Annotated in this window: 15 protein-coding genes; 11 read left to right on the forward strand and 4 right to left on the reverse strand. The window is 66.1% G+C overall.

Annotation, left to right across the window (positions count from 1 at the left end):
* Positions 1–41 precede the first annotated feature (41 nt).
* Both ACFW0G_RS10120 and ACFW0G_RS10125 read right to left on the reverse strand, forming a co-directional pair.
* Positions 42–410: a nucleotide pyrophosphohydrolase gene (locus tag ACFW0G_RS10120; protein WP_378324591.1), complete on the reverse strand. Its 369-nt coding sequence runs from the start codon at positions 408–410 to the stop codon at positions 42–44.
* A 16-nt stretch (positions 411–426) separates the two neighbouring features.
* Positions 427–1545 carry an MrcB family domain-containing protein gene (locus ACFW0G_RS10125; protein WP_378324592.1) on the reverse strand — a complete coding sequence of 373 codons (1119 nt, stop codon included), beginning with the start codon at positions 1543–1545 and terminating at the stop codon, positions 427–429.
* Positions 1546–1763: 218 nt separating this feature from the next.
* Here ACFW0G_RS10125 and ACFW0G_RS10130 point away from each other — a divergent pair, with 218 nt between their 5' ends.
* Positions 1764–3878, forward strand: a complete 2115-nt coding sequence (locus tag ACFW0G_RS10130) for an ATP-binding protein (RefSeq protein ID WP_378324593.1) — start codon at positions 1764–1766, stop codon at positions 3876–3878.
* Positions 3879–3924: 46 nt separating this feature from the next.
* Here the strand turns inward: ACFW0G_RS10130 and ACFW0G_RS10135 are convergent, their stop codons facing one another.
* Entirely contained in the window at positions 3925–5940 is a 2016-nt protein-coding gene (locus ACFW0G_RS10135; protein WP_378324594.1) for a ThiF family adenylyltransferase, read from the reverse strand.
* A gap of 1711 nt (positions 5941–7651) precedes the next feature.
* Here ACFW0G_RS10135 and ACFW0G_RS10140 point away from each other — a divergent pair.
* The 4 genes from ACFW0G_RS10140 (at position 7652) to ACFW0G_RS10155 (ending at position 10431) form a co-directional block, all read left to right on the forward strand.
* A complete protein-coding gene (locus ACFW0G_RS10140; RefSeq protein WP_378324595.1) occupies positions 7652–8455 on the forward strand; it encodes a MoxR family ATPase in 804 nt (267 codons plus the stop codon).
* A 301-nt stretch (positions 8456–8756) separates the two neighbouring features.
* Positions 8757–9191 carry a hypothetical protein gene (locus ACFW0G_RS10145; RefSeq protein ID WP_378324596.1) on the forward strand — a complete coding sequence of 145 codons (435 nt, stop codon included), beginning with the start codon at positions 8757–8759 and terminating at the stop codon, positions 9189–9191.
* 8 nt (positions 9192–9199) lie between these two features.
* Positions 9200–10036, forward strand: a complete 837-nt coding sequence (locus ACFW0G_RS10150; protein WP_378324598.1) for a hypothetical protein — start codon at positions 9200–9202, stop codon at positions 10034–10036.
* Positions 10036–10431, forward strand: a complete 396-nt coding sequence (locus tag ACFW0G_RS10155; protein WP_378324599.1) for a hypothetical protein — start codon at positions 10036–10038, stop codon at positions 10429–10431. The genes ACFW0G_RS10150 and ACFW0G_RS10155 overlap by 1 nt, the downstream gene beginning before the upstream one ends.
* Positions 10432–11778: 1347 nt before the next feature.
* Here the strand turns inward: ACFW0G_RS10155 and ACFW0G_RS10160 are convergent.
* Entirely contained in the window at positions 11779–12090 is a 312-nt protein-coding gene (locus ACFW0G_RS10160) for a recombinase zinc beta ribbon domain-containing protein (protein ID WP_378324600.1), read from the reverse strand.
* A 1070-nt stretch (positions 12091–13160) separates the two neighbouring features.
* Between ACFW0G_RS10160 and ACFW0G_RS10165 the strand changes: the two genes are divergently transcribed.
* The 6 genes from ACFW0G_RS10165 (at position 13161) to ACFW0G_RS10190 (ending at position 21010) form a co-directional block, all read left to right on the forward strand.
* Positions 13161–15878: a GH92 family glycosyl hydrolase gene (locus ACFW0G_RS10165; RefSeq protein ID WP_378324601.1), complete on the forward strand. Its 2718-nt coding sequence runs from the start codon at positions 13161–13163 to the stop codon at positions 15876–15878.
* 95 nt (positions 15879–15973) lie between these two features.
* Entirely contained in the window at positions 15974–16708 is a 735-nt protein-coding gene (locus ACFW0G_RS10170) for a hypothetical protein (protein ID WP_378324603.1), read from the forward strand.
* Positions 16705–17091, forward strand: coding sequence for a hypothetical protein (locus tag ACFW0G_RS10175; protein ID WP_378324604.1), 387 nt, complete (start codon positions 16705–16707; stop codon positions 17089–17091). The genes ACFW0G_RS10170 and ACFW0G_RS10175 overlap by 4 nt, the downstream gene beginning before the upstream one ends.
* Before the next feature lie 19 nt (positions 17092–17110).
* Entirely contained in the window at positions 17111–17257 is a 147-nt protein-coding gene (locus ACFW0G_RS10180; protein WP_378324605.1) for a hypothetical protein, read from the forward strand.
* 26 nt (positions 17258–17283) lie between these two features.
* Positions 17284–19623 (forward strand): ATP-binding protein, encoded by a 2340-nt coding sequence (locus ACFW0G_RS10185; protein ID WP_378324607.1) that lies wholly within the window; start codon positions 17284–17286, stop codon positions 19621–19623.
* 244 nt (positions 19624–19867) lie between these two features.
* Positions 19868–21010 (forward strand): serine hydrolase domain-containing protein, encoded by a 1143-nt coding sequence (locus tag ACFW0G_RS10190; RefSeq protein ID WP_378324608.1) that lies wholly within the window; start codon positions 19868–19870, stop codon positions 21008–21010.
* Positions 21011–21172: the final 162 nt, after the last annotated feature.

Genomic DNA, 21172 nt, shown 5'->3' on the forward strand with positions numbered 1-21172 from the left:
TCCAACCTGGGTGACAGAGCACAATACAACCTCGATCACCGTCAGCAGTCACCATCCACCGGCAAACGGTCGTATTTGTCGGCGGTGCCTCGGGCGAGGTGCACGGGGTAGTGTTGTTCGTTGAGACGGATCTTGTCCTGCAGCGCCGCTGCGAGGTCGATGTCGAGGACGTCGGCGAGGCGGATGAGGTAGGACAGCACATCGTCGATCTCGTGACGGACCTGCGTCGCGATCTGCGGATCCTCCATGATGGCCTCAGCTTCCTCAGGCGTGAGCCACTGGAAAAGCGTGACGAGTTCGCCGGCTTCACCCGCGAGCGCCATCGCTAGGTTCTTCGGTGTGTGGAACTGGCGCCACTCCCGTTGGTCCACAAACTCGGCAAGGGCGGTTCGCAGGTCCTGCAAGTCCACAGGGGTGACTCCCTCGCTATGCGGCGCCGGTAGGTGCGAGACCGGCCGCGTGCGCTGTCGGCGAGCCGGTCCAGTGATCGTCGTTCTGCCACACGCTAGCGATCTGCAGTTCCTCCAGCAGCTCGACGCACGCCTCACCGACCGGCTCGTTGAACAACGCGAGCATGCGCACACCATCGGGGTTCGGGCACACGAACTTGCGATACATCAGCAACTGACCGATAGCCTCACGCACGGCGTTGACGCCGTTGCCTTTCCGCACGATCTTGGCTTCGATCAGCCATTCGTCGTCGCCGCGGGTCGCCACGAGATCGCGGGGATGCACCCGGGTATTGGCGTCGAAACCGGTCGCGATCAGGTGCTCGCCATAGTCTTTGACCAAGGTTTCATGTTTGCGTGACTTGCGGATGGTCCGCCCGGTGATGGTCTGGACGTAGTCGTCGCTGTTTTTGGGTTTGAACTCCGCCTGCGACTCCGGCGGCGGCTGCGGACCCGGTGAAACGATCACCGCGGGGTTGCTCACCGCAAGACCGTCCCGCACCTCGATCGCGACCTGATAGAGCCGGATGAACCGCTGCAAATCGGCTCGCAACTCCTGCTCGGAAGGCATACTGGCGATCTTGTAAGTGCGGGCCACGATGTTGCCGGCCTCGTAATCGCCCGGCAGCGGGCTAGTGTTGCGGAGATCGATCGTCTCCGCCAGCCCCGTGACCAACGAGCGCTCGAGACGCTCACGAATCGCGGCGGACTGGTCCGCGAGCCGGCCACGTGCCTTACTCCCCCACTGCTTTCGTGCGTCGGTGACGCCCTGGTTGAGGCTCAGCGACACCGTCGACATGTCCGCGGCGAACAGGTACACCACATACAGACCACGAGTTGCGGTCTCGGTTTCGTCCGGGTCGAACACCGCGATCCACGGAACGTAGGCGCCCTGGCCCATACCGCCCCGGCCCACAATCGTGTAGCCACGCGCCAGCGACGCCAACGCGGTGCCGGCCGAGCGCAGCAGCACCTGCGCTGCACTGTCCATGCTGGCGTTGCGGTCATAGTTCTTCGCAACCTGCGTGATCAACGTCCCGAGATCCACAACATCCTCCCCAAAGTTGCCCTGCACCGTACCGTGGGACACCGACATGATCGAACAGCCTCCGAGCTCATCCAGATGTCCCGGTGGGACATCTGGATGACCACTGCGTCCGCTGCTGCACGGCCGACACCATCTGGCCGCCCCGCCCTCCGCACGACCACGACCCGGTCACGATGCCCACCTGTCCCCCTGTCGTTGCGGCCCTTCCCGCTGTGGTCTGACGAGCGGCGGAGGACCGCGGGACGCGATCGGGCACACTGACCGTCATGGTGGGGACCTCAGAGGGGCAGAACCTGATTAGCGGTGAGGTGGCCGGCAACGCCGTCCAAGCGAGAGATATCGGCACGGTCATCCTCGAACACCCCGGTCGCCCGTCGACAGTGCCACGGCAACTGCCGGCAGCATCTCCGCTGTTCACCGGGCGCGAAGCGGAACTGGCTCAGCTGACCTCGGCGCTGGAGGACAAGCTGGGCCGGGGGTCTACGGTGGTGATTTCGGCGCTGGCCGGTGCCGGCGGGATCGGGAAGACCTGGTTGGCGCTGCACTGGGCTGATCAGAACGCGGAGCGTTTCCCGGACGGGCAGCTGTTTGTCGACCTGCGCGGCTTCGATCCCAGCGACGACCCCATGCCCGCGCACGAAGCGGTCCGCGGTTTCCTCGACGCTCTCGGTGTCAGCCCGGACAACATCCCCGCGGAGCGGTCGGCGCAGGTCGGGCTCTACCGCAGCCTGGTCGCCACCCGGCAGATGCTCATCGTGCTCGACAACGCCCGCGACAGCGACCACATCGCTCCCCTGCTCCCGGGAGGTTCCCGGTGCACGGTGCTGGTGACCAGCAGGGACCGTATGGCCGGCCTGATCAGCCAGCACAGCGCGCTCCCGGTCACCGTCGAGGCACTCGACGAGCAGCAGTCCCACGCACTGCTCGCCCGCCGGCTCGACGTCGCTCGGCTGGCAGCAGAACCTGGCGCGGTGGCCGAGTTGGTGCGCAGCTGCGCCGGGCTGCCGCTGGCGCTGAGCATCGTCGCCGGCCGCGCGATCCTCGACCCGCATGTTCCGCTAGCAGATCTGGCCGCGGAACTGCGCGACACGGCCACCCGTCTGCAGGCACTCGATGACGGAACCCCGACCACCAGCCTGGAAACGGTGCTGTCCTGGTCCTACCGCGCCCTCACCGCCGACCAGGCCACCGTGTTCACCCTGCTCGGCGCGGCGCCCGGCCCCGATATCAGCGTGCTCGCCGCCGCCAATCTCGCCGGTAAGCGGGAACGCCAGGTGCGAACGATTCTGCGGTCGCTCGAACGCGTGTCACTCCTCCAGCAGCATGCGCCCGAGCGTTACCAGATGCACGACCTGGTCCGGCTCTACGCCGCCCGCCACGCCGACCCCGACAACACTGCCCGGGGCCTGCACCGCCTGGTAACCTTCGCCTGCCACACCGCGCACGCCGCCGACCTGTGCATCGCGCCCAGCCACGTCCCCATCGAGCTCGACGAACTCGTCCCCGGCTGCCGGCCTCGCCCCTTCGTCGACCGTGACGACGCCTGGGCCTGGCTCACCACCGAGCGCGTCAACCTGATGGCCACCCTGCAGCTGGCGGCGAAGAACGACTGGTACTCGGCGGTATGGCAACTCGCCTGGGCCCTGACCACCCTCCAACTCCGCCAAGGACACCTCCACGACAACCAAGCAGCCTGGGAAGCAGGGCTGACCGCGTCCCAGCACCTGCCCGATGTTCGTCTCCGCACCCGCGCCTACCGCCATAGCGGCCGCGCCGCCGCACTGCTTGGCCAGCATGATGACGCACTCCGCCATCTGCGGAGCGGTATCTCCTGGGCCCACGAGCACGGCGATCACCTCGGCGAGGCCCACCTCCACCGCGCGCTGGCCGTGGCCTGGGAACAACGCGGCGAATACGGACAGGCGCTGGAGCACGCCGAACGCGCCTTCCATCTCTACGAGCAGTTGGGTTCATCGGTCAGCGGCGCGCATGCCCTCAATGAGATCGGCTGGTACACCGCCAAACTCGGCGACCTCGACCACGCACGCCAGCATTGCACCCAAGCCCTCGAACAATGCCGGAACCGGCACGACGCCAGCGGCGAAGCCACCGCACTACTCAGCCTCGGCTACATCGCCCACCAGGCCGGCGACACCGACCACGCGATCAACATCTACCACCAGTCCCTGTCCCTCTACCGAGAACTCGGCGACGCCGCATCCGAAGCCACCACGCTCGACTTCCTCGGGGATGCGTTCGCGGCTCGGGACACGACGGCGGCGTGCGAGGCATGGCAACAAGCCCTCGAGCTGTTTCAGTCGCAACACCGCACCAAGGACGCGGACCGTGCCCAACAGAAGATCATCGCCGCCGGGGGCTAACCCCATGCTTTAAGGAGCGTGCGGAGTTGGCCATGTCGGAAGACCGTTAATGAGACAGTCCCCCGCAGGTTGGGCAGTCAGGGTGGGGGATTTCCAGCTTGATGGCGAAGCTGTGGTTCAGCGTGACGAGATTGTATCCGTATATGCAGTTTGTGGGTAACGCTGGCGTGCCGGTGATAAGGCTCATCACGGAATGTGCAACGAGGTTGCCGGTCAGGCCGGCTGATACCGCGTTAGCTGGGTGGGGCCTGGCACTGTGATCGGCTAGGCCCCAGGATGGTTCGTGTCGTTGAGTCTCATTCTCGCTGTGCGCAACACGTAAGCAGTCGTAGCAGGGGCCCGCGTTCGGGCGGAAAAGTCCGAGGGTGACTTGGGGGCCGTGGTAGGCGCCGTAAGCCCAGGCAGTGCTGGTCATGTGGCAGCCTTGGTTCGCCCAGGTGCGGATATCAGCTGGCTGATCGGCGCTGAGCAGCAGCACATCGAATCCTGCACGCATCGCCCGTAGTGTGTCTGGGCTATCAACCGGGGTGGTATCACCCGTGATGATGATGTCACTGTTGTGCTGGCGTAGCCGTTCGAGTGCGACCGTGACTTTGGGACGACCAAGATCGTTCTCCGTGTAGAGGATCTGCCGGTTAAGGTTGGACATTTCGACCGTGTCGGCGTCGATACAGTGCAGATGACCGATTCCGGAGGAAGCGAGCGTGAGAGCAGCAGTGCTGCCGACGCCTCCCATACCGACAATGAGGACGCGAGCTTGCCGCAGGCGTAACTGAGCATCCCAAGTGGACAAACGCGTGGTCCTATCCATCCATCTGAATAACGCGCGACTACGGCTGTATCGCTCGCGTTCGCGTTGGGTGAGGCCGTGAGGGTGGGGATCATCGGCATCTTCGACATATCCGTGATTGACAAGCTGCTGGATGTCGGCTCGGACCTCGTTCTCGTCCCAGGATGCGAATCGACGAGCTATCGCGGCCGCTATTTGGTCTACTGTGAAAGAGCCGTCGAGTAGTTCCAGTAACGCCCAGACAGCACCGTCCGGATCACGGATATCAGACGCGATCCCGAAGATATTCCCGCCGATCCGTACTATCTCCTCGGCGACGCGATAGGGACGATGTTCGGGCTTGATCCGCGGGCGCCACGGAAACACCGCCCTAGGTTCAGAGGGAGGCGCTGAGCTGTTAGCGGCCCTCTCGATCAGCGGGCGAATCGCCGTTTTCGGAGGTTCTTGGTCGCGAGCGACTTCCTCCGCGACTTCAGCCACGCCGACGTTTCCGGCGATTCGAGACGCTGCGACGCGCAGCGCCAAGGGCAACCGCGAGCACACTTGGATAAGGTTCAGGACGGCCTTGGGCTCAGCCTGTACCCGTTCGTTCCCGATGATCCCCCGAACCAGGTCCTCTGCCTCGGTTGCAGAGAGCGGGTCAAGTGAGATCGGGTTCGCGGCCTCGCCGATGATTAACTCAGCTAGACCCGAGCGACTGGTCACTAACACTAAACACCCCGGCGTGCTCGGCAGTAGCGGTCGAACCTGACTCGCGGTCGACGCGTTGTCCAGCACGATCAGCATGCGCCGGCCAGCCAGCAGCGACCGATACAATCCGGTCCGCGCCTCAAGATCTGTTGGCAAACGATCATCGGAGACCCCCAGGGCGTGCAGGAAGCCATTGAGCGCTGTCCCAGGGTCCAATGGCTCACTGGGGCCATGTCCACGCAAGTTGGCAAATAACGTCCCGTCCGAGAACCGATTCTGGACCCGGTGAGCCCACCACACCGCCAGCGCAGTCTTGCCCGCTCCGTCTGGACCGCTCACGACCGCGATCACTACCGCATCACTGCCCTCGCTAGGCGAGACAGTCAAAAGCTCATCGAGTCCGGATACTTGCTTGTCTCGACCTACGAAATTCCGGACTGCGGGCGGTAACTGCCGCGGCACCGGTGCGGGTTCCCCCTGTGGCCCACCACGAAAGACGATCTGCTGGATCGAAGCCGCCTGGACGACCTGACCATCCGCTCTGCCGCTGATCTCGTTCCGCGCGTCCGCCCCATCAGCCATCACAGCAGTGTGCCGTCGTCGAGAACCAGATGCGCGCACCCCACGAGGGTTCACCCTGTTGGCTCAACTCGACGTCCTATCAGCCGAACGCAGCGACGACAAACTCGCTAGCCCGGAGAGGACTACCCAGCGTTGAACCTGGATCGGAGACGGGTGGCCGCGGTCGGCGTCGACGAGAACCTGTTGATCTATGTCGGATCGATGCTCAGGTCGTTGGAGGCTTCGAGGCTCTCCTACTGGGCGCAGTACTGATACAGAATCGTCGGTTCGCGCGATGTTTAAGAGTATGAAGGGAGCACGGGCACTTTGGTGGTTAGACGCACCCGTTCTTCGTTGACAGCTGCATTTACTACGAGATTACTGCTCGGCCGGTAATGATCATGCACACCAGCTCCACCAGCTGCCTGGCAACGGCCGACCTCATCTGGGCCAGGATCTGATCAATCCGCCTACCGAGCGTAGCCGGCGACGCCCGACAGGCAACTAAGGCGTACATCTCTTGCAGCGCATCGCTCAGCCGTGGCGGGCCATCTCGTCACGGCACCAGAACCGCACTCTCGGGTCGGGTTCGTCCAGCGTGACCAGGTGCACCAGTCCCTGAGCACGATGTGCTGGAACTCGTGGATCAGGGTGGTGAGAGCATCATGCCGTCGTTGGATAGGCCGACCACCGCGCTGCCGGAGGCACACATCTGCTCCTGACGATCGTGCTCGAGCCGGTTTCCCCCGATCCGGGCCGGCGCGCTCTCGCTTTCTGGCGTCAGGACGATCCGGCGGTCTGGCCGCCCGCGCTCGGGGCGTCCGCGAGATCGAGATGGACGAAGTCGAGTTCCCGGGTCGACGACGTGATATTCGAGGCCGAGGGCGTCTGGTCGGGTCAGAGTATCGAATCCTTGCTCCCGCGAACATTGATCAATCTTCGCGCACAACGATGAGCCAAGAAGCATGCAACCGACCAGCCGCAACTGCTGCGGTACGGGTACCGGCTCGGGATCCGTTCGATGGAAGGGATCCGGTCACTGCATTGTCACTGTACGTGATATGCCCGGCGGGACTCTATGCTGGCAGACCCGTCAGCCGACCGGTTGCACTATTCCGGTCGCGCGAAGTTCGAGGAGTACCCATCGAAGCAGTACTGAGCGACGACCGTTGGATCGGGCTGGTGATGGCGAAATCACCGGGAACCGGGCACTCCATCAGACGAGTTCACGAGCGGTCTCCGTGGCGGGCTGCCGGTGGTCCTGTGGCATCCGGACGCCGGTCCGGAGGACTTGCGCGAGTTGCTCGACTGGGTACTGGCCACGGAGCGTGGATTTATCGAGCTTCCGGATCGTCGCAAATTGGCGAACTCGCGGGCGACGGTGCCGTCAAGAATTCTCTGGCCGATGATTTGGTGGTAACGCTGGACGATCCGAAAATGGTAATCGTTCTCGACCAACCGTTGATCCCGACTCGACAGTAAGGGGATACTGCAGAGGAGCGTGAACAACCAGGACGCAGCGCCTGATTGGCGGTTTTATCGCGGCACCGCAGGCCGCTCCACGACCTCGACCTCACCCAGCTCCTGACCGCACCATCGCCATGGCGCACCTCTCGCGGCGGCCCGTTGCCCGAGCACCACATGCCGCCGCCGGACGACAGCTAGGCGGAACGACAGCTCGGCACGCGTTCACCGTGTCCGAGCATAGGAGATCGACCCCAACGAGATGAACATGGTCAACGCCGCGCTCTATCTGCCGTCCCCCCTTTTGGCGACCGGTAACCCAGGAACCGGAAAATCCAGTCTCGCCTACCGGGTCTCCCGCGAACTCGGTCTCGGCCAAGTGCTGTGCTGGGCGATCACCAGCTACACGACGCTGGGTCGGGCCTGTACGACTACGACGCGATCGGCCGCGCACAAGCTGCCGCAACCAGCAAGGTGCAGCGCTGCAGTAAAACCGAGAAGCCGCCGACCGGCGGCTTCGTCTGGCTCGGCCCGCTGGGCACCGCGTCCTGCCGGCACGGCTGTCCCGGGTGTGCTGATCGGAGAACTGGACAAGTCGGAAGCGGATCCACCCAACGATTTGCTGTCAGTTTTCGAGGTCGGTGAACTCGCCATCGAAGAGCTGCCCCGGGTGCGCAACCGACGCGCCAAGGTCATCGTGCACACCGCCGATCCGCACCGCGCTGTCGTGGTCCGGGACGGTCTGATCGCCTGCCGCGCTTTCCTGATCGTTGTGATGACCAGTGACAGCGAGCGGGAGTCCTCGCCCGCGTTCCTGCGCCGCTACCTGCTGTCGCGGATCGAGGATCCTGCTCTCGAGCAGCTCGTCGCGATCGTCGCCAGTCATCTGATCGACGGGCAAAGCGAGCACCTCGTCCGCGAGCTCGCCGAGCGGCGCAAGACCGAAGGCGGTCTGCCGACCGACCGGCTGCTCAACGCGGTGTACCTGGCCGCCTCAGGCTCCTACCGACTGGACCACGAAGCATGGTCGTGGCGGACGGACGCGCTCTGGCAACGATTGACGGCGCGGTGACGTGGGCAGCTCAGCCGGCACCCCCGACCCGCGTTCCGCCGCACCGGCAGAACCACAGTTATACGCCCCCTGGACCGGACGCGAGGCTCGGCCTCGACAACCTGAGCTGGAGCAAAGTCGCAGACATCGTGTGGCTGACCGTCGCCATCGCTCCCCTGGGAGGCGCACCCGGGCCCGCGCAGGTGGAAGAGGCGGAGCCGATGTTCGGCAGCTGCGCGATCCCGATACGGCAGGTGCGCTAGGCGGTGCGGCTGTCCGACTACTACTCACCACGGTACCCGTCCACCTTGGCGTCGCCCGGGTGGTAGCACAGCATTTCCTGCCAGAAGCGGGTATTCAGCACCTCGTCGAACTACTGGTTTCGGGGATCCTGTACGCTCCCGGACCCAAGGAGGGGGAGTCCACTTGGGACACAGGTGGATCCCTCGCCTTTCCCGAAGCAGTTCGGGAATTGCTGCTCAGCGGCGCGCGGCGGTCGGAAACGGCGGGCGTCGTGCAGGTGGCGGCAGCCCACTTCGGTGGCAGAATTCCGGCACTCTCGGCTCTGCGAGACGCGATTGCCGACCCGCACAACACGCCGGACCCGGTGCTCACCTCCGAGTCGTCGGCCGACGTCGAACTGGAGAACGCCGTGATGCGCGCGCTCTCTGGCCCGTACCTGTCCCGTGCGGAGCAGCTGCGAAACGAATCAGCTCGCACCTGCGCTAACTCTTTCCTGAATCAATCAAGACTGTGAGTCCCAAGATGCCCGAGACGGTCGAGAGCGTGACCAGGCCGATGCCGCATCCCGCGGCGACGGGCACCCGGAGCTTCCCCAGCCGCCAGCCCGAGGACCCGCCACCGGTCTGGGGCAACGTCCCGCCCCGCAACCCGAACTTCACCGGACGCGGTGAACTTCTCGACCAGCTGGCCAAACGTCTCACCAGTGGCACCACGGCCGTCCTCCCGTCGGCCGTGCACGGACTCGGTGGTATCGGCAAGACCCAGATGGCCACCGAGTACATCTACCGCCATCTCCAGGACTACGACCTCGTCTGGTGGATCGACGCCGCGCACACCACCCAGATCCGCGCCGGTCTCACCGAACTGGCCCGTGTCCTGGGCGTGCAGGGCGCGACCGAGGCCAACATCGCGGTCCCCGCCGTCCTCGAAACGCCGCAGACCGATCGCCAAGGTACCGAGATCAACCTCGACGGCGCCGACGAAATCACCGAGAAACGCAGTGATTTGCCCCCTCCCGTCGAGCAAGCGGCCGCCTTGCGTGCGGTAACCGGCATGCCTGCACACGAATACCTTCGCCTATTCGACGAGACGGTGGAAGAAATCCTCGACACCGCTTCGACCCCAGACTACGAATTATCCGTCGCCGCCTGGAACGTCTTGTTCGAAGAACTGAAAACCTACGATCCGGCAGCCCACCAGATCAGCCGGGTCTCGATCTCCCCGGAACTGGACCCCACGCTACGCGATCCGATCAATCTGCCCCGCGCGATCCGAGACATCAACCGGTACGGCCTCACAAAGATCGACCACAGCAACAGCACATTTCAGCTGCACCGCCTGGCCCAGGAGCGGCCGTAATGACCGCCGACCCGGAAAACACCGAGACCTCACCGACCGCCAGCACACCACCAGACGACAGGCAGACCCCGTGCGCGGCTCGCCACACACCACCAACAAAGGCATCCTCTACAAAAAACTTGTTTGAGTTCCTTGGCAGCCTCGTTGCCGACGCCAACAAGACCACCAACGCGCAGAAGCTCCTTAATACCAGCGCCGCCGCAATCAGCCGCGTTGTCCTGAGCATCGGACTAATCATTGTGGCCTGCATGACTGCTGTAACAGCGGTATCTCACTACGCTGGAATCGGAATTACCATCAGTGGCGGCATCGTACTTGCGACAACCGGCGGGGCCGGCTTACTCACCTGGACAACACGGAAGATCTGGAAGCGGAAGCGCCACGATTCAAAATAGCGCTGCAATCTGGACCTTCGCGACCGTTTCTGGACCAGTACCGCCGGAACCACAGTGAGGCAAACCCTGGATCCCAGGCCGCGAGCCGGAAACCCCGAGCCCAATGCGACATCGCCTCATGCTGACATAGCGGCTCCCCTGGGCACCAAGATAGGAGCAGGTGGGCGCTCTGCGATGAGCTGGACGCCCCAGTCGGCGCTCTGCTCCACGGTCGGAGGCCGGTCGTAGTACACCGGTTGCCGGTCCGCTGTCCCCGAGGAATTCGAGGTGGTTCATGCGCGCGCGGCAGGACCACAGACGGGTCCAGGCGCAGGTGCCGGGCTCGCCAGCAAGCGAGGTGCTCCTGGGTGGCGGTCAAGGTTGTATCGAGGCGCAACGCGCGCCAGCCGTGCTGGCGCCAGTAGACGAATCCGGTGGCCGCACGCCAGGCGTCTGCTCTGCGTCGGTGAGTGCCCGCCAGAAGGCGGTAACGCAGAAGAAGGCGCGAAACCTTGCAAGGCACCGCTCAGCGGTCGCGGATCGTCCCGCCATGGCACGTAGATCCGCTCTCCTGGGTCGGACTGGCGCAGCACACCTCGAGCACGAAGTGCTGGAACTCGTGGCCCAGGGTGGCGGCAAGCGCCGCGCCGTCGGTCGGCAAGCCGACCACCGCACTGCCGAACGCTTCCCCAGTCGACGCGCGCGGATTCCGGACAGGATGTGCAGCTTCGGCACCAGCGAAGACAGATCGGCTTCTCGACGCGGCCTACTTGCAGCGACATATTCGCAGGCTAAAGGCCGTTTCGAACGCCCAGCGACGCAGGCCCACATAAACCTAGCCATCTGCGACAGCTAACTGCGGCGGCGCCGAGCAAACCTGCCGGTCACGAGAATCCGCAGCTCACGCCGGGGATGGTTTCGTGTGGATGCTGTACGAACCGCCCCGGGGATACGAACGCACACTCAAGGAAGTTGCAGGTCAGTGGCCTGGACGAGGTTGGGGATCTGGTTCAGCTCGCCCCTCGGACACAGACCATACCCCCAACTGTGCGGGTCGAGAGCCGTCTCGGCTCGCACTGTTCGTTTGCCGGGTTGGTAGACCAGCCGCAAACCCTAGCTGGCGGTAGACCTCCGCCTTGTCCGCGGGATCGGCATCAGCGATCACCTGCCGTAAATCACCGAGTGTCCGCACGATGGTTTCGATCCCGTCCTTCGACATCCGCCTGCGGCCACCGCCCGACGGCAACCGCGCTGTCGCCTCCGCACGGCGCGCTTGTACTTCGGCCATCCACTGGGCCACCATCCGCGGATCGGCGCCAGCTTCGAGAGCGGCGCGATGCCGTGCGAGTTTCTGGTCGCACTCCTCGATCAGCCGAGAAGCAGCCGAGGCCCCGGGTCGTGATCGCCGTCAGGCTGAGCGTGACAGAGAGCCTCGATCGTGTCCGTCAACCGGTGCGACGCGAAGGCTGTAGTGAGCCACTGATCCAGCGGCTCGATCAGTTCCCGCTCGGCCAGGTACACATTGCGCGGGTGCCGCACCTTGTTCGCCAACCCGTACTCGGTCGGGAACCGGCAGCGGTAATACAAGGTCTCCTTGCTTTGTTGTCCCTGCATCCGCCGCCCGCACAACCCACCATGCAGCAGGCCACGCAGCAGGTACACGATGATCGACGCCCCCACCCGAGGCACCCCCATCGGCACCCGCAAGATCCACTACCCCGGAGACGACATCGCCGGAGGAGGCCGCATCACCGCGTAAGCGACCGATGTAGAGTCTCAATGATCTTGGCATTTTCTCAGTGATCTTGGCACCTGGATAGCACTTGTTCCATCCAGCATGAGATTCGTTGCAGGCGCCCGGTATCACTGCGACGTTCGGTTGCCGTCGCCCGACGCGCCGTCGAAGTTCCTCCGCCCACTCGGCGAGTGGGTGTATTCGTCCAGTTGCCAGCACTTCTCCGGCCGCAGACAGGTGGGAAGGTCGCGATGGTCACGGTGGACGCCGACGAGGTCTTCGTGCACGTACGCGCCCTTCACCTGCAGGCGTAGAGCGCGTCTACAGCTGGCTTGGTATGGACGTCGCGATGACCGGGTCCGCACTGCCGTGGCGAAAGTTCCATTGACACAAAGGGCATCGGCACTTCCCGGGGTTGCACTGGCCGGCGACCGAGAACGATCACGTGCTGTCAGGAACGCGGGCGCAGGACTTCACCCGGCGTGGTCGCCGAAGTCCAGAGTGGACCGTGAGCATCGACCCGGGCCGCTCGCCGTTAGTCAGAACACCACCGAAATGCGAAAAGAATTCAGTGTTACCGAAATTTCGGTTCTCGCGACGTGTTGCCCTTCGCCCTTTCCGCGCTCCGTTGCCGAGGGCCCGACTGGCAGCGATCCCGCCCGCTCGCCGGGTCAAGGCCTTACCCAAGAACCGGCCGGCCGGGCCGGTGACCGGGTTTCCACCATCCACTTTGGACTCTGCACTGGCCGGCCTGTACTCGCGCCGCCCGCCGCGACCGTACGGGACCGTTCGTCCGCCAGTCATGACAACGATAACGAGACAGGACAGATTGGCATGCATTCGACGAAGGTCGATTGCACACGGCGGCCGGCCGTGGCATGGTCTCTCAGCATCAGACCCCGGTTCCTGGCCAGGAGCAGAATCCGCTTCGGCGCGCGGGAGGCATTTTCCGGTTGTCTGACAACGTTGTCATCGACGGTTCGCGCGGTGGCGCGCGGCGGAGAGGGAAGAATCCATGTCGAGTACATGGTCACGGCGCGTCAGACGCGTCCCCGCGGCGATGCTCGTCCTCCTGACGCTCGCGGCGAGCGCGACCGCGGTCACCCCGGCGAGTGCCGCGACGCTCGCTCTCACCCAGTACGTGAACCCGTTCATCGGCACCGACGACAGCAACGCGCCCAACCCGGTGCCGGGCGGGGCGGGCGGCAGCACCTATCCCGGCGCGGTGGTGCCGTTCGGCATGGCGCAGTTCAGCCCGGACACGCCCACCGCGTCCCCCTCGGGCTATCGCTACGGCGACACCAAGATCGAGGAGTTCAGCCTCACCCACTTCAACGGCGCCGGTTGTCCCAACAACGAAGACCTCGGCCTGCTGCCGGTCACCGGCGCGCTCGGGAAGTCCCCCGGCACCAATTGGACGAGCTACGCGAGCAGCTACACCAAGGCCAACGAGTCGGCCGCGCCCGGCTACTACAAGAACAAGCTCGACACCTACAACACCACCGCCGAGCTCAGCGCCACCCAGCGCACCGGCATGCTGAAGCTGACCTACCCGAACACGACCAGCGCCCGGCTGCTGGTCAACACCGGCCGCAGCGCCACCGGCAGCCGCGACGGCTCGATCAGCATCAGCGGCCGCCAGCTGACCGGTTCGGTCACCGGCGGCGGGTTCTGCGGCTCGTCGAGGACCTACCGGATCTTCTACGTGATCCAGTTCGACCGCGCGCCCAGCGGGTTCGGCACCTGGCTCGGCGACAAGGTCACCGACGGGTCGTCGAGCGCAGGCGGCACGAACTCGGGCGGCTATCTCACTTTCGACACGTCCGGCAACACGACGGTGCAGGCGAAGGTCGGTATCTCTTTCGTCAGCGTGGCCAACGCGCGGGCGAACCTCGACGCGGAGAACTCCGGATTCGACTTCGCGGCCGTGCGCGCCGCCGCGGACAAGAGCTGGAACACCGTCCTCAACCGCGTGCAGGTCGGCAGCGGCGCCGGTTCGGATCTGCAGAAGTTCTACACGGCCCTGTACCACGTGTTCCAGAATCCGAACATCGCCAGCGACGTCAACGGCGAGTACTTCGGGTTCGACCAGAAGGTGCACACCGCGAACCACACCGTCTACCAGAACTACTCCGGCTGGGACATCTACCGCTCGTGGTCGGCGTTGATCGGTCTGCTGGCGCCGAACGAGGCCAGTGACATCGCGAAGTCGATGGTGCTGGACGGCCAGCAGGGCGGGCTGCTGCCGAAGTGGTCCCACAACAGCAACGAGCACTTCGTGATGACCGGCGACCCCGGCCCGATCATCGTGTCCAGCATGTACGCCTTCGGGGTGCGAGACTTCGACACCACCGCGGCGCTGGCGCTGATGGACAAGAGTTCCCGCGGCGGCACCATGCAGGGCCGGGCCATCCGGGGGCGCGAAAGCGGCTACCTCGACCGCCACTACATCTACGAGGACCCGTCGGACTCGCTGGAGTACTCCGCTTCGGACTTCGCCATCGCGCAGTTCGCCCGCGCACTCGGCGACACCACGAAGTACGACACCTACATGCAGCGGGCGCAGTGGTGGATCAACGTGTTCGGGCGCGACTCCGGCTACATCCAGCCGCGTGGCAGCGACGGCACCTGGGCGTGGCCGGTCACGCCGTCGAGCGACGCGGGCTACACCGAGGGAAACCCGGCGCAGTACACGTGGATGGTGCCCTACAACTACCAGGGCCTGATCAACCTGATGGGCGGGCCCAAGACCGCGATCCAGCGGCTCGACCACCACTTCACCAAGCTCAACGGGGGCCTGACACAGCCGTACTTCTACATCGGCAACGAGCCCGAGCACGGTGTGCCGTGGGCGTACAACTACGCCGCCTACCCGCAGGGCACCAGCGCGGCGGTGCGGCGCGTGATGAACGAGTCGTTCACCACCGGCCCGGGTGGCCTGCCCGGCAACGACGACCTCGGCGCCACCTCGGCGTGGTACGTCTGGTCCGCGCTGGGCATGTACCCGGCAACGCCGGGCACGGACGTGTTGGCGCTGCACGGCCCCCTGTTCTCCTCGGTGACCATCAACCGTCCGAACGGGACGGTCAAGATCACCGGAACCGGTGCCGGGCAAGGGACCCAGTACGTGCAGAACCTGAGCGTCAACGGCACCGCGACGACGAAGTCGTGGATCCGCTACGGCGACATCGCGGGCACCGCGACGCTGAACTACACGATGGGTTCCTCGCCCAGCGCGTGGGGAACCGGCGCCGCGGACGTCCCGCCGTCCTACAACGACGGGTTCACACCCCCGGCGGCGGCGCCGAACCTGGGCACGAACCTCGCCCAGGGCAAGCCCGCCACCGGGTCGGCGCCGTGCACCTCGGCCGAAGCCGCGGCCAAGGCGTTCGACGGCAGCCTGGCGAACAACAGCAAATGGTGCTCGAACGCATCGGGGACGAAATTCCTCCAGGTCGACCTCGGAGCCGCGCGGACCGTCTCGTCGTTCGTGCTCGAACACGCCGGGCTCGGCGGCGAGACCACCGGCTGGAACACCGGCGCGTTCACCATCCAGACCTCGGCCGATGGAACGAACTGGACGACCGTGGTGAACGTCAGCGGGTCACGAGCCAGTCGCACCTACCACCCGATCACCGCCAGATCGGCGCGGTACGTGAAGCTCAACGTCAGCACCCCGGCGAACAACGGCAACGACGCCGCGCGGATCTACGAATTCGAGGTCCACGGCTGATGGTGGTGTGCCAGGAACGGAGGCGCGGGGCCTCACCCGGCGTTACTCGCCGCAGTCCGGAGTGGACTGTGAGCCTGTCCGGTCATGTCTCGGGAGTGCGTATCCGTCTGCTGTTCGCCCTCGTCGCCGCGACGCTGCTCGCGGTGGCGGTGCCCGCGACGGCGGCCCCGTCCCCGAATCCCGCCAAACCCTATGGCGTCGAAGGCCTGTATCTGCTCAACAGCAGGTACAACGGTGACATCGGCGCCACCCGAGGCTGGCAGGTCACCTGGAAGGTGCCCGCGGTCAGCAACGGCAAGGACGCCTGGGGCGCGGTCGGCGAGTGGTACTACAACCTCGAATCCGGGATCTACTACAACAACGACGTCGGCTGGGCCGTGTACTTCTTCGGCGATGACAACGGCTTGGAGAACAACCCCGACTGCACACCGACCTGGTCGACCGGCAGCATCTGCCGGGGCCTCTCGCACCTGGCGGTCGGCAAACAGCTGACGTTCACCTACGAGTACTGCAAGTCCGACAGTCAGATCTGCCTCTACGTCGATCTCCAGGACGGCAAGGGCCGCCGGTTCCTGGCCTCGGACAAGCGCAGCACCGTCGAGATGTACGCCCACGACATCGAGACCTTCGCCGACGGCAACCGCGTCGAGCCGAAGATCCCGTGCGACAAGCCGACCAAGATGGTCAAGCAGTCGGTCAAGGGCACCGACGGCAAGTGGACGACCATGACCGGGAACAAGTGGAAGTTCGAGGACACCAGTCCCCGCTACCAGTTCCGCAACGTCAAGACGTCGGCGAACCCGGCGAACTGGGAAAGCTGCTCGGAATGATCTGGCCCGCCGCGCCGGCCGCGCAGCCGGATAACGTCGTGCCCGCCGGGCAGGTGCTCGACCTGCGTGGCAGCGCCGCGACGCGGCTGCTCGCCGGCGCGGCGGCCAACGGTGATCACCGCGTCACGGCCACGGTCACCTTCACCGACGGCACCGTCGGGCAGGCCGACCTGTCCTTCGGCGACCGGGTGTTCCCCGGTGGCGCCACGACCCGTGTGTTCGAAAACACCCGCCTCGCGCGCACCGACCACCGCAACCCACGAGGCACCGGGACATCGGTCTACGCGAGCACACCGTGCGAGGCACCCGCGGGGCGAACACCTCGCCACGATCACGATGCCGAACGACGCGAACCTCGACGTCGTCACGATCGGACGGGCTGAGGCCAGTCCGGTGAGGTCTGTGATCGCAGCCGTCGTGATGGTGGTCGTCGTCGGGTGTGACGCCTTCGAGGCCGCCAGTACCGCGGCGGCTGCGGTGGACAAGGCCAGCGTGTCCCAAGAGGACGTCAGTCCGTTGTCGGCGGCTGAACGCGGGGACGAGAAGTAAGATGTGTGAGCGACGTGGAGCGGCGTATGGCGACGGCTGCCGAATCTGGGGCGCGTGGTCTGCCGGTGCGCTTGACCAGCTGGGTGGGACGGCGTCAGGAGGTCGCCGAGCTGCGGAATCTGCTGCGCGGCGAGCGGTTGGTGACCGTGGTGGGCCCGCCCGGCGTGGGCAAGACCCGCCTGGCCGCGCAGGTGACCTCCCCGGCGGCGGGAGGATTCCCGGACGGGGTGGCGTTCGTCGAGCTGGCCGAACTCGCCGACGCCGGGCTGGTGGCGAACACGGTCGCGGTGGCGCTCGGGTTGCCTGGTGCCGGGACGCCGGCGCTGGTGGCCGCGTCGCGGGAGCGGCGGACGCTACTGGTGCTGGACAACTGCGAGCATCTGATCGACGCCTGTGCCGAGCTGGTCGCGGCGATGCTGCGGGCCTGCCCGAGGCTGGTCGTGCTGGCGACCAGCAGGCAGCCCCTCGGTGTGGCCGGTGAGCGGCTGTTCGTGTTGTCACCGCTGGCGGTTCCGGATCCGGACGAGGTCGGGTCGGCCGCCGAGCTCACGCGTTACAGCGCGGTGTCGTTGTTCGCCGACCGGGTCCGGGCGGTCCTGCCGTCCTTCGAGATCACCGAGGACAACTATCCGGATGTCGCCCGGCTGTGCCGCGGTTTGGAGGGGTTGCCGCTGGCGATCGAGCTGGCCGCGGTCCGTGTCCGGTCGCTGTCGGTGCGGCAGCTGTCCGACCGGCTGGGCACCCGGTTGTCGCTGCTGACCGGCGTCACGCGTGCGGCGCCGCAACGGCAGCGCACGTTGCGTGGCACCGTCGACTGGAGCTATCGGCTGTGCACACCGCAAGAGCGGCTGGTGTGGGCGCGGGCCTCGGTGTTCGCCGGATCGTTCGACCTGGACGCGGCCGAGCGGGTGTGCGGTGGTGCCGGGGTCGAGCCGGACGCCGTGGTGGACCTGATCGACGGCCTGGTCGGCAAGTCGGTGCTGGCAGTGCGGGAGCACGCCGGGGAAAACCGGTATCGCATGCTGGAGACGCTGCGGGAGTACGGCCGGGAGCAGCTGCCCGCCGAGGAGCTGCGGCGGGTGGGCCGCCGGCATCGGGACTGCTACGCCGCCCGGGCACGCCGGGTGCGTGAGGCGGAGGGATCGCCGGACACGCTGCCGCTGTGCCACCGGCTGCGGCCGGACCATCCGAACCTGCGGGTCGCCCTCGAGTTCTGCCTCCGTACCCCTGGCGAGGCCGACGCCGGTGTCGCGATGACGACCGACCTGCACCTGTACTGGCAGATGGGGCGCCTGAACGCCGAGGCCCGGACCTGGCTGGACCGGCTGCTGCCGAACGCCTCGCCCGACGGTCCGCGGAAATGCCTGGCCCTGCTGTACAGCGCCGACTATCGCCTGCACGAAGGCGCCTTGGAACGGTGCGCCGAACTGGTGGCCGAAGCGACCGACCTCGCGGCCCGTACGGGCGACGAGGCACTGGTCGCGCGAGCCCGGTTCACCGCCGGGTTTCTCGCCGAGTGCCAGGGCGATCCCGGCCACGCCGCCGGGATCTTCTCGGCCGCGGTGGCCGGATTCCGCGCGGCGGGCAACCGGCGGGGCGAGCTCATCGCGCTCAACCACCAGGGCTGGAGCACCGGTTTCTCCGGCGACCCGGACCGTGGCAGGGCCCTGGTGCGGGAGGGCCTGGTACGCGGTACCGAGTACGGCGACCGGTACGCCCGCGTCTACGCACTGGCCTCGCTGGTCATGCTCGAAGCCGAGTTCGGTGCCGCGACCACCGCCGCGCGCGACCTCCGGGCGCTGAAGGCGGCCATCGAGGAAACCGGACTGGATCGGTGGGACGTCGAATGGCTCGCCAGCGCGGGCTGGGTGGCCGGGCGCCTGGGCGACCACGCCCGCGCCGCCACGCTGTACGGGATCACCGAAACCGCCTGCCGTACCCAGGGCATCGCCATGCACACATTGGCGGCGTTCGAGATCCCGAACGCCCGGCACGTCCAGAGCAGCCGGGAAGCCCTCGGCGACCGCGAATTCGAGAAACACTTCACGAATGGCGCGGCGATGTCCGAACGCGACGCGCTGCGCTACGCCGGCGACACCCCCTCCCCGCGGGCCGGCACCGACCCGCTCACCGGGCGGCAACGCGAGATCGCCGAACTCGTCCGGCGAGGCCTGACCAACCGCCAGATCGCCGAGCACCTCGTCATTTCCCTGCGCACCGCGGAAACCCACGTCGCCCACATCATGACCAAACTCGGCTTCACCAACCGCACCCAGATCGCCGCCTGGGTCGTCGAGCGTCCTCCACCGCGTCGTCAAGCCGGATCTCGGGTGGGAGGCGGCGCGGTCGACAGGACGCGCCGGTGAGCGACCACTCGATGCTGTCAGGCCATCGGATCACACCGCCCCCGAAGCCGAGGGACGCCCTTGTCGCATCGTTCGGGATGTTCACCGCTCTCGCTTGTCTTCGAAATCCGCACGGCCCGGCGCTCACAAAGATGACAAATGATTCCGGGGATGGGGGATATCGGCCTGGGCAGTGTTGACACGGCTTCCCCGCCCCTCCACGCTTTCTTCCGCGTCCAGGGTTTTCCGAGTGGGAGGGACGGCAATGCCTTCTTTTGCTCGCCGCAGGGTTGTTTCCGCCGTGGCCGCCGCGGTGATGACCGTCGGCGCGGCCGTCGCGCCGAACGGCCCGGCTGTCGCCGGTCAGGTGGGCGGCAACCCGTATCCGGGCGCGGAATGGGAACGCGGCGATCCGGCCGCGGCCGGATTCGACCCGGTCAAACTGACGCGGATCGCCGAGGAACTGAAGGCGGACAAGACGAACTGCCTCGCGGTCGTCCGGCACGGGCGGCTGGTCGCCGACTGGTACTGGAACGGCACCGGTCCCGAGTCCGCGCAGGAGGTCTGGTCGGCGACCAAGTCGGTGTCGAGCACGCTGGTCGGCATCGCGCAGGCCGAACACAGGCTCGCCGTCGAGGACAAGGCGTCGCGCTACATTCCCTCCTGGGCGGGCACCCCGTCCGCCGACGTCACGGTCAAGGACCTGCTGAGCAACGACTCCGGACGGCACTGGAGCAGCTTCGCCGACGACGCCGTCAAGGTCTTCGCCGCGCGGGACCGGACCGCGTTCGCCGTCTCCCAGCGCCAGGACGTCCCGCCCGGCCAGTTCTGGGCCTACAACAACACCGCCATCCAGACACTCGACGCCGTGCTCCACACCGCCACCGGCGACAAGCCCGTCGACTACGCCAGGAAGAAACTCCTCGACCCGCTGGGCATGAGGCACTCGAACATGACCCAGGACCAGGCGGGCAACACCAATACGTTCATGGGCCTGCAGTCGACCTGCCAGGACATGGCCCGCTTCGGCTATCTCTTCCTGCGCAAGGGACAGTGGAACGACACCCAGCCCGTGCCCGCGCAGTGGGTCGCCGACGCCACCGGAAAGCCCTCGCAGGACATCAGCGCCGCCTACGGATACCTCTGGTGGCTCAACCGGCTCGGCCCCGTCGCCACCGTGCAGAAACCCATGACTCGCGACGAGAGCACGAAAGCCCCACGTACCCAACTCGTCCCGTCGGCCCCGCAGGACATGTACTGGGCACTCGGCCTCGGCGGCCAGATCCTCCAGATCGACCCCGGCTCGGACACCGTCGTCGTCCGCCTCGGCCCCGCCAACCTGACCGCCGCCTTCCCCACCCCGGCGAAAACCGCCAGGATCGTCACCGAGGCACTGGTCCGGCCGTGATGTCGTGCTCGTTCCGTCGTCCGGAACGTTGTTTCAGTGCGTGGGCGATCACCCGCGATACAGTTTCGCTTCGGCAATTCGTATGCGGGTTATGGTTTGTTTTCCTGTCCTGTGGACATTGATTCACGGCACTTGTCCTCGAATCGTCTACACATTAACGTC

Origin of the sequence: Amycolatopsis sp. NPDC058986 (genome assembly GCF_042741125.1) — a bacterium.
Classification (GTDB): Bacteria; Actinomycetota; Actinomycetes; order Mycobacteriales; family Pseudonocardiaceae; genus Amycolatopsis.

Bases quoted from the DNA above. Each gene is read 5' to 3' on its own strand.
- ACFW0G_RS10175 (WP_378324604.1), top strand. From the start codon at position 16,705: ATGATCTGGCCCGCCGCGCCGGCCGCGCAGCCGGATAACGTCGTGCCC.
- ACFW0G_RS10165 (WP_378324601.1), top strand. From the start codon at position 13,161: ATGTCGAGTACATGGTCACGGCGCGTCAGACGCGTCCCCGCGGCGATG.
- ACFW0G_RS10150 (WP_378324598.1), top strand. From the start codon at position 9,200: ATGCCCGAGACGGTCGAGAGCGTGACCAGGCCGATGCCGCATCCCGCG.
- ACFW0G_RS10125 (WP_378324592.1), bottom strand. From the start codon at position 1,545: ATGTCGGTGTCCCACGGTACGGTGCAGGGCAACTTTGGGGAGGATGTT.
- ACFW0G_RS10140 (WP_378324595.1), top strand. From the start codon at position 7,652: ATGGTCAACGCCGCGCTCTATCTGCCGTCCCCCCTTTTGGCGACCGGT.
- ACFW0G_RS10130 (WP_378324593.1), top strand. From the start codon at position 1,764: ATGGTGGGGACCTCAGAGGGGCAGAACCTGATTAGCGGTGAGGTGGCC.
- ACFW0G_RS10155 (WP_378324599.1), top strand. From the start codon at position 10,036: ATGACCGCCGACCCGGAAAACACCGAGACCTCACCGACCGCCAGCACA.
- ACFW0G_RS10135 (WP_378324594.1), bottom strand. From the start codon at position 5,940: ATGGCTGATGGGGCGGACGCGCGGAACGAGATCAGCGGCAGAGCGGAT.
- ACFW0G_RS10185 (WP_378324607.1), top strand. From the start codon at position 17,284: ATGGCGACGGCTGCCGAATCTGGGGCGCGTGGTCTGCCGGTGCGCTTG.
- ACFW0G_RS10190 (WP_378324608.1), top strand. From the start codon at position 19,868: ATGCCTTCTTTTGCTCGCCGCAGGGTTGTTTCCGCCGTGGCCGCCGCG.